This is a genomic window from Enterobacter cloacae complex sp. 402C9 (assembly GCF_050030745.1).
Taxonomy (GTDB): domain Bacteria; phylum Pseudomonadota; class Gammaproteobacteria; order Enterobacterales; family Enterobacteriaceae; genus Enterobacter; species Enterobacter intestinihominis.
This window is the reverse complement of the sequence record NZ_JBLGUW010000003.1, coordinates 49432-66349: the sequence shown is the minus strand read 5'-3', so window position 1 is coordinate 66349 and position 16918 is coordinate 49432. Positions and strand designations below refer to the sequence as shown.

The window sequence follows — 16918 nt, the reverse complement described above, 5'->3', positions numbered from 1 at the left end:
ATGCAGAAACGAGAATGGGATCACAAACAAATTTCTTTAGTCCATTTCTTGCATACAAAACAATCAACATCCTGATTTTAAGGGGCATATTAGAAAAAAGATGAGGATGATTAGGGTCAAAGGGACAAAGGGACAATGTTTAGAATTATGCTGACCGTTATCGCAGGATCGTTATTTTACGGACTCTCGGCCAGTCTGTGTTTTGCCGGGCTTTTTCGCATACACGCCCCCAGTGCCTGCACAGCCTTCTGTCTGACTTATAACCCAACAGCCGGCTATGTCATGCTGGTTACCGGTATGACACTGTTTATCGTATTTTTGCTCAGCCTTTTCCGGACAACAAAAGCCCCTATTTAACATAAAGGCTTCATTGTACGCACCGCTAAAACGCGCTCAGGGCGATTTCAGCGCGAAGCCGGTGAAAACCACAGCTTACCCGGCGAAAACCCCGCAAAACTTGCCTGATGAATTCTGATGGCATGAATGGCTATGCACCGGACTGCATGGCGGCCCGTTTCAGTGCGTTTACCACCTGAAACCGCCAAAAAGCGCCCTTTTGCGCGGGAAATCTCTCATTTTCTCCCTGGAATACTCACAACAATCATAATTACTAGTAATGTTTTCTGTGTGTACGACAACTCTGTAATGCCTGAGGAATTAATGACCGGTTCAAACAACAAGACACGCGATATCACTAGCAACCGCAAGTATCTGATCAAGAATGCACGCGGCCAGGCAGCCTATAAAGCACGTATGCGCGAGGCGGGTTATAAGCAAATTGCGGTATGGGTACGAGAAGATGTCAGAGAGGCAGGACGACAAGCCGGACTGGAATCTGACGCGCTGTTGTCAGGGGCTGCGCAGCATGATCCATTAGGCTGGATGGTCGGTTTTGCTGAGGGACTCAGGCAGCGAGAAAAAAAAGACAGCAACCCGCAGTAAGCCTGCAAGACAGCACGAATAACAGAGAACAGCCAGTACAAGGAAGTAACGCTTCGCGTACCGGATTCAGCATATTTTTCAGGGAGTGTCCCTGCTAAACTCCTTCATGTCGACGCATCAACCCCGGAGGCTCTGTAATGAGCAATACCACACACTACGAAAACGCCAACTTCTTGCGGGAACTGGCCGAAAGTCTGCCCCGCATACTGCCGGAAGGTGGCCCGGACAAGGCAGCACTGTTGCAGCGCCTGGCTAACGAAGAACTGGCACAGGCCGAGTATGAAGATCAGGTTCGCGCCAAAGTGACTGCAGCCCGCGCTGATACACGCCCGGGCATGACCACGGAACAACTCCGCCAGCGGCTGCATGGTCGCTATCAGGAACTGCGTGATGCCGTATGACGTGGAATGGAAGCAGGGAGCCATCGAGGACGTAACGGCACTGTTTGACTACATCGCGGAAAATTCATCTCTGTGGGATGCGCGGAACGTCACCGATCGCGTTCTTGCGGCCGCAGACAAGCTGGCAGACTTTCCGCGTCTCTACGAAGTGGACTCACGCTATGGCGAGGACGTTCGCCGGATAAGCCTGATGGGACAGCATGTCCTCTATGATGTGAATGACCCGGCGCAGAAAATCCGGGTTCTGGCCGTAGTCGGCCAGCGCCAGAATCCCCACTCCGTCCGCTGATAACGGGTGACGGGGGCGCAATTCATTGCGTGGCCGTCGCCGGTTGGACAAGCGCAGCGCGTCAGCGCTTCCCCCATTGCCACCACCGGCGCGGTGTCTCTGCTGTCTCCGTTTTGTGTTCCAGTAGTCTCATGGCCTGCATTTCCTGCCGCAGCCCGGCCACCTCTTCCCGCAGCGCTTTTATCTCCGCAATCAGCGCCTCTGATACCGTTTTTTCAGTCTCATCCGGCAGTCTCAACCCGTCCCGATCATGAGTCTCAATCAGTCTTAACTCACCGTACACCCGGATAAGCTCGCTGGTATCTACGACACGACCACCATCAGCCTCCGTCCGGTATGATACGCGGCCTTTAGCCATATCCCGATACAGGGAACTTCGGGCTTTTCCCGTCAGTTCCGTGGCCTGTCTCACCGTCACCCACGCCATTGTCTCACCCCGCTATTTTTGAGACAGTATACCCGACAGGCGCACACCATGCCCGGAAGGAAAGAAACATGACGAAACAGGAAAAAACCGCCCTCAACATGGCAAAATTCATCAGGGATCAGTCGCTGCTGTTGCTGGAAAAGCTGAACGAACTGGATATGGATACCGCGGCCGACATGTGCGAACGGCTGCACGAGGACGCGGAAACGCTCTGGCTGGCAATGCGGGACCAGCTCGGGGAGGAATAACAGCACCGACGCGGCCGGTGCTGTCTGCCGTCATTTCATCAGACGACGCAGGCAAAGAAGGGTACCACCGATCAGGATCGCCGCCGTGCCTCCCTGCCCGAAATGCAGGAACAACCAGTCACGGATCGCCGGGTTCCTCGCCAGAAACTGCACGAACCCGTAGAGCAGCAGAAACACCGGCAGCACGCGCCAGAACAATTTCAGCAGATGCGTGGCCAGCACACACAGCCCTCCGGCCATCGCCCCGACCATAAGCAGGGCCTCCCGGCCCACAACCGCAATCCGGTTTGTCATAAAACACCTCATAAATGAATGATTAACCTCAGACCATGACCATGAATTTGAAGCAGGCAAACAGCCGTTCCCGGTCCAGCTCTGCCGTTTTTCGGGCCTCGCCGGTCTGTGGGTTCACGATTTCATCCACCGCCAAAATTGCCCGTTGCACCCGGACGAGCGTCGGCCTGTCCGGGCAGATGTACCAGATTTCATCGATGCCGTTCGCCCGGCGGTTGAACAGATAGGGGTCGTCTCAGAAAACGGAATCTATGGTCACTCCCGTTTTTGCAACACCGATTTTGACGACAAGTTGGCTTGCTTGAATCTATCCGGCGTCTGAATGGGATTTTATTCCCGCGCCTCGATGAGTTCCGCGCCTGATGAACCTCCAGAAAATATACGGCTTCAATGAGCCTTTCCGTTTTACAGGTTCCTCAACAGGCCGGTGGGCCGTTAGTATCATCAATATCAGTATTCGCAAAACCAGATGAATGATTGTTTAAACTGGTGTATTTCTGCCTTTATGCTTCGTAAGTTTGCTGTCGCGCCGTCAGTGCCCAGGCTATTCTGGCCAGCTTGTTTGCCAGAGCACAGGTGACGACAAAGTTGCTTTTCCGACACAACAACTCCCTGACCCAGTCGGCCAACTTGCCAGACTGGTGTTCCAGTTTTTGTATGAATACCCTGGCACACTGAACCAACAAAGTTCGGATCTTTTTGTTGCCCCGCTTGCTAATCCCTAACAATGTCGTCCGACCTCCCGTGCTGTACTGTCGGGGTACCAGCCCTGTTGCCGCCGCAAAGTCACGGCTGCTGGCGTACTGCTTCCCGTCGCCAATCTCAGTTGAAATAGTACTGGCAGTCAGCGTTCCAACGCAGGGAATACTCAGCAAGCGCTGTCCAACCTCATCTTCGTCCAACTTTCGTTTCAACTGAGATTCCAGATCTTTAATCTGCTCAACAAGATAGTGATAATGCTGTTGTAATTTCAGCAGTAACTGGCTGAGATAAAGAGGCAAACTACTGTCCTCAAGAAGGGTACTCAGTCGACTAATAACGGCAGCACCTCGCGGAACGCTGATACCAAATTCCAGCAGAAAAGCATGCATCTGATTAGTTGTTTTCACCTTATCCTGAACCAGGGATTCACGGACACGATGCAGAGCTCGCATTGCCTGCTGAGATTCGGTTCTGGGCTGCACGAAACGCATAGATGGACGTGATGCTGCTTCACAGATAGCTTCAGCATCAACGAAGTCATTTTTGTTGCTTTTAACGAATGGGCGGACAAATTGCGGTGATATCAGCTTTGGAAAATGCCCTAACTCTGCCAGCTTGCGTGCCATAAAGTGAGAACCGCCACAGGCTTCCATCGCGATGGTTGTTGCCGGGCATGTCGCCAGAAATTCGATTAGCTTTGGTCGGGTGAATTTTTTACGGTAAACGGCCTTCCCACGATGATCCTGACAATGAATATGGAAAGAGTTCTTACCCAGATCGATACCAATAAGCGCAATGTTTTCCATGATGGTTCTCCGAATGAAAGCCTGTCCTCAGCATAGTACCGGGAAGGAGGGAGTGACCATCTCATTAAAAATCGTACGTTAAGCGTACGGCCTGTCAGGTTGAGGCCCTAGAGGTTGCCGGCGAGGCGTCAGAAAATGCTGGAATCGGCCCTATCCTGACGCGGCCCAAGGTTCCGGCCTGACGCCTAGTTAGGGCGTACCGATACGGTACAATTAATTTTTGAAATGGCGACAAACGGCTATTTTCTGGCGGTTGTATCACAGACCAATTCGATGCTATATTTACAATTTAACTGGGGGCGCTGGTAAGCGTAATGCAATACTACGCTAAGCGAGGCGAGACGATGATGCACAAGCATGGGATGGGCAGATAGGTTTTTTGAGGCTGTAAAAAAGTTAACACACTCACATGAAGGGGGTGAAATGGATACACGATTATTTGCATTCGTCGGCGGAGACAGCGGTCTTTGGCGGATCGTTGGAACCGAAACCATAGTTGGCAAGTCACTGCCTGAAGCCAAAAGGCTCAACGTAATATCTGCCTCAGAGTTGCAGCCCGAAACCAATGCACCCTGGGTACTTCGCGGAATAACAAGCAATGAACGGTATGTCATGCGCGAAGAGAAGAACGAAATTGTGGTGAAGCAGCAAGGGCTAGCGCGCCCAGAAGCAACTTGCGCTGCGTTGATACCGATCCGAAAAAACGCAGCTTGGTGGGAATTCACGCAAGACGAGCGCCGGAGCGTTTTCGAAAAGTCAAAGCACATCCAAATCGGGCTCAACTACTTGCCTGCAGTAGCGCGCAAGCTCCACCACTGCCGCGACCTCTCTGAAAATGAACCGTTCGATTTTCTCAATTGGTTCGAGTTCGCGCCAACCCATGAGGCTGAGTTCAACGCATTGCTTTCCGAACTGCGTGCAACAGAGGAATGGAAGTACGTTGACAGAGAAGTCGATATCCGTCTCGTGCGAGAGGCGGCGTAGGTCAATCCCCGTCTGACCGCTCAGAGGCGTTAGCGGGCAGCCGGCACTGCATCTATTGATTTTGGATAGCTTGGAACCCGGCATTTCACTTGCAATTAATTCGAGCACGCCGCCATGAAATGCGAGCCGCCGCCGTCGATTGCAAGCTCGTTTGCAGATAGCGTGAGCATCAGCGCGCCGTCAGTTGCAGTTAATTCGAGCCGAAAGCGGCGTCGAATGCGAGCACGCCCGTTTTCAAACGCGAGCCGCTACAACTACCTGGTGCCGCCCGCGAAATTCGCCAGCCTCAAGCAGGCCAGCGAATTGCCGCTGGCCGTGGCCACCGATTGCGACCAGTACCTGCATGACCGGCTGACGCTGCTGGAAACGCAGCTCGCCACCGTCAACCGCATGGCGCTGGCCAACGAGCTGCCGGACGCCATCATCACGGAGTCGGGCCTGAAGATCACGCCGCTCGATGCGGCGGTGCCCGATACCGCACAGGCCCTGATCGACCAGACGGCGATGATCCTACCGCACGTCAAGATCACCGAATTGCTGCTGGAGGTAGACGAATGGACGGGCTTCACCCGGCACTTCGCCCACCTGAAGTCAGGCGACCTGGCCAAGGACAAAAACCTGTTGCTGACCACGATCCTCGCCGACGCGATCAACCTGGGCCTGACCAAGATGGCGGAATCGTGCCCCGGCACGACCTACGCCAAGCTGGCCTGGCTGCAAGCCTGGCACATCCGCGACGAAACCTACGGGGCGGCACTGGCCGAGCTGGTCAACGCGCAGTTCCGACATCCCTTCGCCGAGCATTGGGGCGACGGCACCACGTCATCGTCGGACGGCCAGAACTTCCGCACCGGCAGCAAGGCCGAGAGCACCGGCCACATCAATCCGAAATACGGCAGCAGCCCAGGGCGGACGTTCTACACCCATATCTCCGACCAGTACGCGCCGTTCCACACCAAGGTCGTGAACGTCGGCGTGCGCGACTCGACCTACGTGCTCGACGGCCTGCTGTATCACGAATCCGACCTGCGGATCGAGGAGCACTACACCGACACGGCAGGGTTCACGGACCACGTCTTCGCGTTGATGCACCTGCTGGGCTTCCGCTTCGCCCCGCGCATTCGTGACCTGGGCGACACCAAGCTCTACATCCCGAAGGGCGATGCCACCTACGAGGCGTTGAAACCGATGATCGGCGGCACGCTCAACATCAAGCACGTCCGCGCCCATTGGGATGAAATCCTGCGGATGGCCACCTCGATCAAGCAGGGCACGGCGACGGCCTCGCTGATGCTCAGGAAGCTTGGCAGCTACCCGCGCCAGAACGGCCTGGCCGTCGCCCTGCGTGAGCTGGGACGCATCGAGCGCACACTGTTCATCCTGGACTGGCTGCAAAGCGTCGAGCTGCGCCGCCGCGTGCATGCCGGGCTGAACAAAGGCGAGGCGCGCAACGCGCTGGCCCGCGCCGTGTTCTTCAACCGCCTGGGGGAAATCCGCGACCGCAGCTTCGAGCAGCAGCGCTACCGGGCCAGCGGCCTCAACCTGGTGACGGCGGCCATCGTGCTATGGAACACGGTCTATCTGGAGCGGGCCGCGAACGCCTTGCGTGGCCACGGTCAAGCCGTCGATGACGGCCTGTTGCAGTACCTGTCGCCGCTCGGCTGGGAGCACATCAACCTGACCGGCGATTACCTCTGGCGCAGCAGCGCCAAGATCGGCGCGGGCAAGTTCAGGCCGCTACGGCCGCTGCAACCGGCTTAGCGTGCTTTATTTAATGAGATGGTCACTCCCTCCTTCCCGGTACTATGCTGAGGACAGGCTTTCATTCGGAGAACCATCATGGAAAACATTGCGCTTATTGGTATCGATCTGGGTAAGAACTCTTTCCATATTCATTGTCAGGATCATCGTGGGAAGGCCGTTTACCGTAAAAAATTCACCCGACCAAAGCTAATCGAATTTCTGGCGACATGCCCGGCAACAACCATCGCGATGGAAGCCTGTGGCGGTTCTCACTTTATGGCACGCAAGCTGGCAGAGTTAGGGCATTTTCCAAAGCTGATATCACCGCAATTTGTCCGCCCATTCGTTAAAAGCAACAAAAATGACTTCGTTGATGCTGAAGCTATCTGTGAAGCAGCATCACGTCCATCTATGCGTTTCGTGCAGCCCAGAACCGAATCTCAGCAGGCAATGCGAGCTCTGCATCGTGTCCGTGAATCCCTGGTTCAGGATAAGGTGAAAACAACTAATCAGATGCATGCTTTTCTGCTGGAATTTGGTATCAGCGTTCCGCGAGGTGCTGCCGTTATTAGTCGACTGAGTACCCTTCTTGAGGACAGTAGTTTGCCTCTTTATCTCAGCCAGTTACTGCTGAAATTACAACAGCATTATCACTATCTTGTTGAGCAGATTAAAGATCTGGAATCTCAGTTGAAACGAAAGTTGGACGAAGATGAGGTTGGACAGCGCTTGCTGAGTATTCCCTGCGTTGGAACGCTGACTGCCAGTACTATTTCAACTGAGATTGGCGACGGGAAGCAGTACGCCAGCAGCCGTGACTTTGCGGCGGCAACAGGGCTGGTACCCCGACAGTACAGCACGGGAGGTCGGACGACATTGTTAGGGATTAGCAAGCGGGGCAACAAAAAGATCCGAACTTTGTTGGTTCAGTGTGCCAGGGTATTCATACAAAAACTGGAACACCAGTCTGGCAAGTTGGCCGACTGGGTCAGGGAGTTGTTGTGTCGGAAAAGCAACTTTGTCGTCACCTGTGCTCTGGCAAACAAGCTGGCCAGAATAGCCTGGGCACTGACGGCGCGACAGCAAACTTACGAAGCATAAAGGCAGAAATACAGGCACTGTTGCAAATAGTCGGTGGTGATAAACTTATCATCCCCTTTTGCTGATGGAGCTGCACATGAACCCATTCAAAGGCCGGCATTTTCAGCGTGACATCATTCTGTGGGCCGTACGCTGGTACTGCAAATACGGCATCAGTTACCGTGAGCTGCAGGAGATGCTGGCTGAACGCGGAGTGAATGTCGATCACTCCACGATTTACCGCTGGGTTCAGCGTTATGCGCCTGAAATGGAAAAACGGCTGCGCTGGTACTGGCGTAACCCTTCCGATCTTTGCCCGTGGCACATGGATGAAACCTACGTGAAGGTCAATGGCCGCTGGGCGTATCTGTACCGGGCCGTCGACAGCCGGGGCCGCACTGTCGATTTTTATCTCTCCTCCCGTCGTAACAGCAAAGCTGCATACCGGTTTCTGGGTAAAATCCTCAACAACGTGAAGAAGTGGCAGATCCCGCGATTCATCAACACGGATAAAGCGCCCGCCTATGGTCGCGCGCTTGCTCTGCTCAAACGCGAAGGCCGGTGCCCGTCTGACGTTGAACACCGACAGATTAAGTACCGGAACAACGTGATTGAATGCGATCATGGCAAACTGAAACGGATAATCGGCGCCACGCTGGGATTTAAATCCATGAAGACGGCTTACGCCACCATCAAAGGTATTGAGGTGATGCGTGCACTACGCAAAGGCCAGGCCTCAGCATTTTATTATGGTGATCCCCTGGGCGAAATGCGCCTGGTAAGCAGAGTTTTTGAAATGTAAGGCCTTTGAATAAGACAAAAGGCTGCCTCATCGCTAACTTTGCAACAGTGCCGGCTGAAGCACGTCATCCCGGTTCTTGAAAATGCGACGCTGGATGACTGGCTTGAGCGGTTAAATACGGCGGCATGTTGGCCGAGTAACGAGAGAGATTTTTCCCAACTTTTGACGTGGATTGAAACCGGTGATCCGATGCTTTCCCTGATGGTCAGCTCGGTTGACGGTGATTGCCCCTGGGTTCGTGATTCGAACTTTAATTTCCCGTGTACACAACAAGACTTTTACTCTTTAGCGATTCTGCTAATCACTGAGGATGATGCTGTATGCGAACTGGACCTGAAATGGCTCATTTCTGCCGAATTGACTGATGATTTTGACGATCTGGAAGAACAACATGCAGGAGCCACTCAACCGCTTAGACATGTCAGACAGAGCCTCTCTGAGTTAAGTGCACTGGTCACCTCAACACCCGAAAATCCTGTGCTGTTGAGAATGTGTTACTCCGGCATCATTACCGTCATGGAAGCTTACCTTGCAGATATCTTCATACGGGCAGTAAAGCATCCTTCGGTCAAGCGGCGTTTCGTTGAGAGCTACGAGAAATTCAAGGGCGGCGCCAAAAAACCTCTTTCAGACATTTATAACCAACTTGATTCTCTCGATAAAGTTATCGAAGAGGAGCTATTCAGCCTGTCATTTCATCATATCCCGACAGTGAAAAAACTCTATCAGGAATGTCTCCTTGTCAGTTTCCCGCCCGATATACTGAAGGATATAGCGCGTTCAGTGATCATTCGACACGACATTGTTCATCGAAATGGCCGGGATAAGAAAGGGAAGCACCATTTAATTGAGCGCCATCATGTAAATCAGCTCGAGGAGCTCATGCACGAATTTCTGGCTGGTATAGACAAACAGATTCTGGATGGGCTTCAGCAACAATTTCAGAATGAAAATGACGTACAAATGTAATTCTTTTGTGTTTTATTTGTATGTCATTTATAAAACAACATCGCCGAAAAATGAAGAGCTAGACCTAAGTGAAATCTCAGTGTCTGTACTTCATTTGCATTCCCGTAGTATGTTTTATTGTATTTCATTTGTATCTCTTTTGTATTACTTTTGAAATTCATCTCAATCTTATCGTTTGAAGGGTTTCGCTGTCAGGAGAAAGGTATGGAACTGGTCTGGAAAAAAAATCCCAGAGGGCGGTTTGAGAGGAAACTGAACCTGGCGGAAAAGGAAGCCCTGCTTCACGTCTTCAGCAATGGGCGCAAACCCGGTCATGCTGATTTACGCATTGTTAACCAGGTTCTTGAAGAGATGGACAGACAGGAACTATGGATCAAGTGTGACTGTGTTGACCCGGTATCTGGAATTGAAGGTCCCTATAATTGCGAAGTGAACGTGGCCAAGTTACGCCATGTAAAAACCACAAGGCCGCATGATGAACAGTGCCCGCTGTATCGTCTTAAAAAAGAGAAGGATGCTGACAACACTCAAGGTGAAAGTAAAACCAGCCCTCTGAACCCTGTCGGAGGCGATGACTGGCTCCCGGACAGGAAGAAGGATACAAGAGCAGTCCCCGTGGATGGGCCGGTAGTGCCACGTAAGCGCAGGCGTAAGACACTGAAACCCGTCCCGGCACTGGGACGCAAATTACTGACGCTGGTCCAGGCTGCAGGTCTGAATCAATTGGAACTGATTCCTGAGAACCAGAGTCCGGGGCTTTCGGGGGCAATCAGCAGGATAAAAGAAGTGCTGGATAACCACTCAATGAGGAATGGTACTTCCCTGAATCAGTTATTCAGCTGCGCCCCCTGGCTGAGTATCGAACGCATTAACGAAATGCTCTCAGCTCTTGAAAAGACGGACGGTTTCAACAGTCAGGAAAAAGAACCGTGCGTGTATGTCATCGGAATAACGGCAGACGCCTCCCGGGAAGAAGTGACCTTCAACGTTCGGGGAAAAACTTTCACGCACCGGCCGGAGGCGCGGGTCAGTATAAATGGCGAAAACTCCTACAATGCCGGCAGTCGAGCTCCTTACTGGGTCATTATTGAATACAGGAGGGGAAGGGATGGTAACGTTTACTGCCACGAAGGCTATGCCCATGCAGCCTACACGCTGGATAATCCGGTGCCTGTCGACAGTAACAAGGAACGTGACACCCTTAAGGTGATCATCAATGCGAGCAGTTATGCCAGCAATCAGCCAAATCACCCGGATGCGATAAGCCTCAGCAAACCTTTGTTCACGACGAAAAGTATCAAGGACGGTGTGGAGGAAGTGATCCATCCTGATTTCATCCTGAATGTGGTACCCGCAACTGGAAGCTCAGTAACGACGTTCATCATTGAAACAATGGGTTATGAGTCAGAGGACTACATCGAACGTAAACATTACACTCACAGCTGGATGGAGCAGGAAGGCGTTTTGCTAACAGACCCGCCAGGCTGGCCAGCTGCTTCAGATAAAACGTTTAACAGTGTTTTGCTCAGACACATTTTCAGTGCAGGTAAAATACAGCGCTAGGGATGAGGCTTCCTTGTTTCAGGCAAACTGTGACAATTTACCCTCACTCTGAGGGACAGGGCATGGAAACATGGGTGTGACAACTGGCACTCAGTTTTTGCAGGGACATGTGACAATACGCCCTTAAATAACTGTGACAATTTGCCCTCATAAAGGGCGATAAAGCAGGTTTGGGAGCTAATCCGAATAGGTAAATCCACCCGGAACAGGGCTCTGGATGGTTTCCAGTGACAAATTGCCCTCAGCTCAGCAAACAAGTGTGACGAACTACCCTCTTAAATGTGACAAGCCACCCTCTAATTAATCGGGCAGAATTGATGTTATATCACTGAAAGTAAACACAATGTGCGTGGTCTGGCGGCCCTTTTTTTTCTCTATGTAAGACAGACGCATCGGAGTTCTGCTGTTGATCTCATCCACGCTGGCCTGCAAAAAACGACGGCGGAAGTCAGGCATACGTTGATAGCTTTGCGGTAACTGATATCGCTCCATAATCCAGTCAATCTTCAGTGAAACCACTCCAGAACCATCAGCCTTACGGTACTGACAAAGGGATTCATACAGGCGCATGGCATAGGGGTTAGTGATCTCTTTAGTTTCACTCAGGCGGAACTGCGTGAAGCGGTTCTGTAGGCCAATAAAGAATGGGATAAGGTAGGGGTTGATATGAACGCTATAAAGGCCTCTGGAGGGGCTGTGGGCACGCTTAATGAACCAGGGAAAGGATTCATAACCTTTTTCTTCACCGGCGTCTTCTTCTGGCCGATAGAAAACGACCTCTTTACCGGCAAAACCTTTCAGCGCCTGGCGAATATCCTTACTGGCCTCTGCTGAAGTTAGCCCAAAGGTTTCTGCATATTTCGCGACCTGAATTTCACAGATACCATCATGTTCCTGAAGTGTACCGTCAGATTTTCTGATCTGATCCACGAAAAGATAAAGCATACGCTTCTGATCTCGGGAAAGACTGTAAGCCGCTTCAGTCAGTTCGTTAGACTGGACAATTCGCGGGCTATTCTTACGTTTCTTATGATTTATAACCGCAACTTCCGCCATGACAGATCCATGTTAAGTGTGACAGGTTTTTAGATTGTCACACTTATTGAAACAGAGTCAACAACTAGGGATAACTTTGTGATATCTGGCATTTTTTGAGGGCAATTTGTCACAGGGTTAAGGGCAGTCTGTCACAGTTAAATAGGGGATTTGAGGGTGATTTGTCACAGAGAAAGGGCAAATTGTCACAGAGAACCTTCTGAAAGCCGCATGGTTAAAGGGTTTAGAGGTATTCTAAAAAGGTAGATCTAACAACCCTTTAAAAAGATCTTATAAAAATATGCATGTGGATAAGTGGATAAACCTGAGTAGGGTATCCATTCAATACCGAGCGTAAGCAGAATATGTTCGTTCTGTTCCCTGGTGCTTCCTCGCTCACTCGCGGGCTTCGCCCTGTCGTTCGGCTGCGGCGAGCACTACTGGCTCTTTCTGAAAGGCGAAATTTAACTGATCCGCGCGATGGGGATATCTTTCCAGCAGGTGGTGTACGCAGGGGACAGCATATCGCGTTTCATTTGCCAGGAAGGCGCAATTCCTCGTCCGGCAAACCAGACATGTCCCAGGCCGGAATGGTTAATTCCATCGAGAACCTTCATCAGCTCAGCGCTGTGAGGACGTGGTGGCCGTTCGTCGAACAGCTGCAACTGCGAAACGCCTGAACCTGTAAAGTCATTCAGCATCACTCCGGCTTTGGCATACCGGTGGCCATCCTTCCAGATGCGCTCCAGAGCCGTTGTGGCGGCCGCAATGATGTCACGGGTATCCTGAGTAGGGGTAAGCAGTTTCTCCGTGGCCACATTGCCGTAATAAGGTTCTTTAACGGCGAACGGAGACGTTTTGACGAAAACGGAAATGTGCCGGCAATACTGGTGCTCCTGACGCAGTTTTTCAGCGGCCCGTTCTGCGTACTGACAGACAGCCTGGCGGAGCGAATCGTACTCCGTAATCTTCTCGCCAAAACTGCGACTACAGACAATCTGTTGTTTCGTTGGTGGTGATTCCTCAAGCGACATGCAGCTTTCCCCGTTCAGTTCGCGCACCGTTCGCTCGAGAACCACGGAGAAATTTTTCCGGATGAAGGCCGGGTTCGTCAGGGCCAGATCAAGTGCGGTCCTGATACCCAGTACATTGAGCTTGCGTGCAATGCGATTTCCCACGCCCCAGACCTCTTCGACCGGCTGAAGTGACAGCAGTTTACGGGTTCGCTGAGGATTATCCCGCGTCAGGGCCAGCACGCCCCGGAACTGTTTCCACTCTTTGGAGGCCCACTGGGCTGATTTTGCCAGACTTTTCGTAGGTCCAGCCCCCACGCCGATGGTCAGGCGGGTACAGTCATATACGTGCTGGCGCAGCTGCCGGCCAAAGTCTTCCAGGTCCATGCAATGCGACACACCGCTCAGATCGAGGAACATCTCGTCAATTGAATATTGTTCCACCCTCGGCGCCAGCTCCTCGAGGCAGCTCATCACGCGCGCTGACATCGAGGCGTAAAGCTCATAATTACTTGAAAATGCAAATATTTTTTCAGGGTAACGTTCGTTCTTCATCTGGAACCACGGGGTGCCCATTTTTATCCAGGGCTTCGCTTCGGCACTTCTCGCGATCACGCAGCCGTCATTGTTGCTAAGGCAGACAATGGGTTTCCCTTTTAAATCCGGGCGGAAAACACGTTCACAGCTGGCATAGAAGCTGTTCACATCGGCCAGGGCAAACATCAGTACATCTCCCTGGGACGGTGGATGATGTGCGTGACGACACCGAAAATGTCCAGTTCGTCCGGGTCCGGATAGATGGGGGACCAGGTGGCGTTCATGGGCTGCAGTGTCAGTCGTGGCGTCAGCAGGAGCCGTTTGACCGTAAATTCCCCCTGCACGCTGGCCACAACGATATCGCCGTGCCGGGGCTTCTCTGCACTGTCCACAACCAGCAGATCGCCATTATAAAGGCTGCCGTCAGACATACTGTCGCCACAGGCCCGAAGGTAATAGGTCGCGCTCGGATGCCTTATGCAGTACTCATGCAGATCCAGATCTGACTGAACGTAATCGCCGGCTGGGCTGGGAAAACCGCAGCTGGCCAGATCGGCGAAAAACGGATGGGTCTGTGGCGGGGTATCTGTCCCGGGGCTAAAAAGCTGTAGCTTCATGTTACCTCCTGACTAAAAAAATATACTGTATGTACATACAGTATATTTAACCAGGCAAAGATAATCCAGAAGGCCCGCATTAAGAACTATGTGAGATGCATAAGTTACTCAAATTGATTGTAATTATCATTTTGATATTCTTGAGTGTCTCAATTTGAGAAATAACGCTTTTGTTTTTTCATTTTGCTCTTATAATTAGTATCAAATTGAGTGTAACTAATGGTGCATAATGATGAAGATTTTCTGCGATGATGGTTCAACAAATGTTAAGCTGGCATGGTTTGAAGGCGATGAACTGAAGACCCGGATCTCGGCAAACTCATTCCGGCACGGCTGGAAAGTGGCGGAATTCAGTGCGGCGACGTTCAACTATCAGGTGGGGCCACTGAAATACACGTGGGACAGTGTAAGCCGGGATGCGATTCCGACGACGAACGTGGACTATCAGTACGGCGATCTTAACCTGCTGGCTGTTCACCATGCTCTGCTGAACAGTGGCCTGGAGCCGCAGCCGGTAAGCCTGACGGTCACGCTGCCCCTGAGTGAGTATTACGATCAGGACTGTCAGCGCAATGAGGTGAATATCCGCCGTAAACGGGAGAACCTCATGCGGGAACTGACACTCAACAAAGGCTGCGCCTTCACCGTGACGGATGTGAAGGTCATGCCGGAATCACTGCCGGCAGCGTTTACCAGACTGTCTCAGCTTCAGCCCGGAGCCGGTGAAACCACCCTGATTATCGATCTCGGCGGAACCACGCTCGATGCAGGTGTAATTGTTGGTCAGTTTGATGATATCAGTGCGGTACATGGTAACCCGTCTGTCGGTGTTTCACTGGTGACACGCGCAGCCGCAGGTGCACTGCGGGCAGCAGACAGTGAAACCAGCGCCCTGATTGCTGACAGTGTCATCCGTCACCGGGATGATGGTGAGTATTTACAGCGGGTCATCAACGACGCCGAAAAGATTGATTACGTCCGGGGAAAAATAGCCGAAGCGATTGCCGCACTGGGTGCGCGCGTGACCAGCGAGCTGACCGCCTTCAGGAACGTGAACCGGGTATTTCTGGTCGGGGGAGGGGCTTCCCTGATCGAAGAGGCGATACGTCAGGCCTGGCCTCTGGCTCCTGAACGTATCGAGGTTATTGGCGATCCCCAGCTGGCGCTGGCCAGAGAGATTGCCCTGTACAATAAAGAGGACTAAACGTGCCGGACGGCCTGTATTCTTTCTATCTGCACAGTGATGATCGCACCGACATCGCGGCGATGGCGACCATAAACACCATCTCGCAGCCACTGCGCGGTGAATTTATCCGGACAGTCGCCACCGCAGGTGCGGTGGTGTATCAGGCTGATCCCCGTTTACCTGCGCTAATCCCGGTGTTCTTTGACGGCCAGCTCAGCGCCGTCCGGCTTTGTGCCGTGATGGCGATGGTATCCGGAACCTGGTCATCCCTGTCCGGGTTACCGGAAGAGCCTGATACCCGGAAACTGTCCGTAGAAATGCCTGCGGAGAGGGAACGCAGGCGCTACACGCTTGCGCTTCAGGATGACCGGAGCAGTAAGCGGGTTGAAGAGTTGCTGGCAGGGGTATCGTCACGCCTGCGTGGCGATTTGCTGAGAAACCTCATTATCACCGGGCTGGCACTGCACACCACGGCGCCGGAGTTGCCGCGTCTGCTGGCCAGCCTGCCGGTGCCACCGGCTACGGTCAGTGAGTTACAGGCCATTGTCCGGCAGATGGTTCGTGCAGAACCTGGCGGCGCGGGCATCAGCGAAGCGGGAGAGACGGAAAAAGCGGCTTCGCCCGTCACCACATCACCCGGAGCGGAAACCGCCGGAATAAAGAAAAACATGCGACGGGCATTTGGAGACTAAAAACATGTCAGTGATTAAACGAACAGCAGAGCAGTTCATTCACAACCTTCTGCGTGCCCGGAACGTGCCTGAATCTCAGTGGCCCGACTGGGTGAAGAAGATCGGGCGGGGGATGATACTGGCTGGCGTGGCCGCCGTCATTCCAGGGGTTCTGGTTGATAACATCTCTCTCCCGGTGACTATCGTGATGCAGGTCTGCTACGCCTCACTCATCGGACTCGGGATTCTCCTGGCTTTTGACGATAAAAAGGCGAAGGGCCGATCCTGAGCAAGAACATCATTAAATTCTGCACTGAACACTCCAGGAAAAAAAACGGCAGGGTGACATCTCATCCCTGCCGTCAAAATAAATCGCATAATTTTTCGGCGATTATACAGTGACAAAATGTGATGTAAATCACGTTTTAACCTAATGTAAAATTTTCCCGCTTAATATCTTCCCGGACAGATTACCCGCCGTGCCTTCACGCTAACCCGGCCGCTTCGGCCGCCAGGGAAGCTTTCGCCTCCGTCCTCACCCGTTCGCGCCCTGCACGGTGCATTCAGCCCGTGAAGGGCTTGCGCTGCGGCTTCGGCATCGCCCTGGCG

At 52.6% G+C, this 16918-nt stretch carries 18 protein-coding genes and 2 pseudogenes; 13 read left to right on the top strand and 7 right to left on the bottom strand.

The features are described 5' to 3' along the window. Window positions 1-489: 489 nt before the first annotated feature. From ACQG1K_RS25090 to ACQG1K_RS25080, 3 genes are all read left to right on the top strand, one after another. On the top strand, window positions 490-942 hold the full coding sequence (locus tag ACQG1K_RS25090) for a hypothetical protein (RefSeq protein ID WP_125125741.1): 453 nt from the start codon (window positions 490-492) through the stop codon (window positions 940-942). Window positions 943-1079: 137 nt separating this feature from the next. After that, a complete protein-coding gene (locus ACQG1K_RS25085; RefSeq protein ID WP_000072676.1) occupies window positions 1080-1343 on the top strand; it encodes a hypothetical protein in 264 nt (87 codons plus the stop codon). Further along, window positions 1333-1632, top strand: a complete 300-nt coding sequence (locus ACQG1K_RS25080; protein ID WP_021243018.1) for a type II toxin-antitoxin system RelE/ParE family toxin — start codon at window positions 1333-1335, stop codon at window positions 1630-1632. Before ACQG1K_RS25085 ends, ACQG1K_RS25080 begins: the two co-directional genes overlap by 11 nt. Window positions 1633-1693: 61 nt before the next feature. On the opposite strand, the gene ACQG1K_RS25075 is transcribed toward ACQG1K_RS25080, so the two are convergent. Continuing rightward, window positions 1694-2059, bottom strand: coding sequence for a hypothetical protein (locus ACQG1K_RS25075; protein ID WP_021243019.1), 366 nt, complete (start codon window positions 2057-2059; stop codon window positions 1694-1696). A 68-nt stretch (window positions 2060-2127) separates the two neighbouring features. On the opposite strand from ACQG1K_RS25075, the gene ACQG1K_RS25070 reads away from it, so the two are divergent. Continuing rightward, window positions 2128-2307: a Rop family plasmid primer RNA-binding protein gene (locus ACQG1K_RS25070; protein WP_021243020.1), complete on the top strand. Its 180-nt coding sequence runs from the start codon at window positions 2128-2130 to the stop codon at window positions 2305-2307. Between the two features lie 30 nt (window positions 2308-2337). Here ACQG1K_RS25070 and ACQG1K_RS25065 read toward each other — a convergent pair whose 3' ends face one another. The 3 genes and pseudogenes from ACQG1K_RS25065 to ACQG1K_RS25055 form a co-directional block, all read right to left on the bottom strand. Continuing rightward, complete coding sequence (locus tag ACQG1K_RS25065) at window positions 2338-2601, bottom strand: hypothetical protein (protein ID WP_426721150.1); 264 nt, start codon at window positions 2599-2601, stop codon at window positions 2338-2340. Between the two features lie 28 nt (window positions 2602-2629). Continuing rightward, a pseudogene (locus ACQG1K_RS25060) lies at window positions 2630-2827 on the bottom strand (MobC family replication-relaxation protein); the annotation flags it as partial. Between the two features lie 277 nt (window positions 2828-3104). After that, the gene (locus ACQG1K_RS25055) at window positions 3105-4109 is read right to left on the bottom strand and encodes an IS110-like element IS5075 family transposase (RefSeq protein ID WP_000427614.1); all 1005 of its coding nucleotides are present in this window, start codon (window positions 4107-4109) and stop codon (window positions 3105-3107) included. 423 nt (window positions 4110-4532) lie between these two features. Here ACQG1K_RS25055 and ACQG1K_RS25050 point away from each other — a divergent pair, with 423 nt between their 5' ends. The 6 genes and pseudogenes from ACQG1K_RS25050 (at window position 4533) to ACQG1K_RS25025 (ending at window position 11250) form a co-directional block, all read left to right on the top strand. Then, on the top strand, window positions 4533-5093 hold the full coding sequence (locus tag ACQG1K_RS25050) for a chlorite dismutase family protein (protein ID WP_002718009.1): 561 nt from the start codon (window positions 4533-4535) through the stop codon (window positions 5091-5093). 252 nt (window positions 5094-5345) lie between these two features. Then, window positions 5346-6854 (top strand): annotated as a pseudogene (locus tag ACQG1K_RS25045) (Tn3-like element ISPa38 family transposase); the annotation flags it as partial. Window positions 6855-6932: 78 nt separating this feature from the next. Next, window positions 6933-7937: an IS110-like element IS5075 family transposase gene (locus ACQG1K_RS25040; RefSeq protein ID WP_000427614.1), complete on the top strand. Its 1005-nt coding sequence runs from the start codon at window positions 6933-6935 to the stop codon at window positions 7935-7937. A 76-nt stretch (window positions 7938-8013) separates the two neighbouring features. Then, window positions 8014-8718 carry an IS6-like element IS26 family transposase gene (locus tag ACQG1K_RS25035; protein ID WP_001067855.1) on the top strand — a complete coding sequence of 235 codons (705 nt, stop codon included), beginning with the start codon at window positions 8014-8016 and terminating at the stop codon, window positions 8716-8718. Between the two features lie 189 nt (window positions 8719-8907). Next, window positions 8908-9687 (top strand): hypothetical protein, encoded by a 780-nt coding sequence (locus ACQG1K_RS25030; protein WP_426760354.1) that lies wholly within the window; start codon window positions 8908-8910, stop codon window positions 9685-9687. Window positions 9688-9891: 204 nt separating this feature from the next. Next, a complete protein-coding gene (locus tag ACQG1K_RS25025) occupies window positions 9892-11250 on the top strand; it encodes a hypothetical protein (protein WP_126493952.1) in 1359 nt (452 codons plus the stop codon). Between the two features lie 300 nt (window positions 11251-11550). On the opposite strand, the gene repE is transcribed toward ACQG1K_RS25025, so the two are convergent. The 3 genes from repE to umuD all read right to left on the bottom strand — a co-directional run bounded on the left by repE (window position 11551) and on the right by umuD (window position 14452). Next, complete coding sequence (gene repE, locus ACQG1K_RS25020; protein ID WP_126493951.1) at window positions 11551-12306, bottom strand: replication initiation protein RepE; 756 nt, start codon at window positions 12304-12306, stop codon at window positions 11551-11553. 443 nt (window positions 12307-12749) lie between these two features. Continuing rightward, window positions 12750-14021 carry a Y-family DNA polymerase gene (locus ACQG1K_RS25015; RefSeq protein WP_229078598.1) on the bottom strand — a complete coding sequence of 424 codons (1272 nt, stop codon included), beginning with the start codon at window positions 14019-14021 and terminating at the stop codon, window positions 12750-12752. Beyond that, on the bottom strand, window positions 14021-14452 hold the full coding sequence (gene umuD / locus ACQG1K_RS25010; protein ID WP_126493949.1) for a translesion error-prone DNA polymerase V autoproteolytic subunit: 432 nt from the start codon (window positions 14450-14452) through the stop codon (window positions 14021-14023). The genes ACQG1K_RS25015 and umuD overlap by 1 nt, the downstream gene beginning before the upstream one ends. Before the next feature lie 232 nt (window positions 14453-14684). Between umuD and parM the strand changes: the two genes are divergently transcribed. The 3 genes from parM to ACQG1K_RS24995 are packed head-to-tail and all read left to right on the top strand — an operon-like array spanning window position 14685 to window position 16598. After that, entirely contained in the window at window positions 14685-15656 is a 972-nt protein-coding gene (gene parM / locus ACQG1K_RS25005; protein WP_126493964.1) for a plasmid segregation protein ParM domain-containing protein, read from the top strand. Window positions 15657-15658: 2 nt separating this feature from the next. Beyond that, on the top strand, window positions 15659-16330 hold the full coding sequence (locus ACQG1K_RS25000) for a plasmid partitioning/stability family protein (RefSeq protein WP_126493948.1): 672 nt from the start codon (window positions 15659-15661) through the stop codon (window positions 16328-16330). A gap of 4 nt (window positions 16331-16334) precedes the next feature. After that, window positions 16335-16598, top strand: coding sequence for a hypothetical protein (locus tag ACQG1K_RS24995; protein WP_126493947.1), 264 nt, complete (start codon window positions 16335-16337; stop codon window positions 16596-16598). The last annotated feature ends 320 nt before the right edge of the window (window positions 16599-16918 follow it).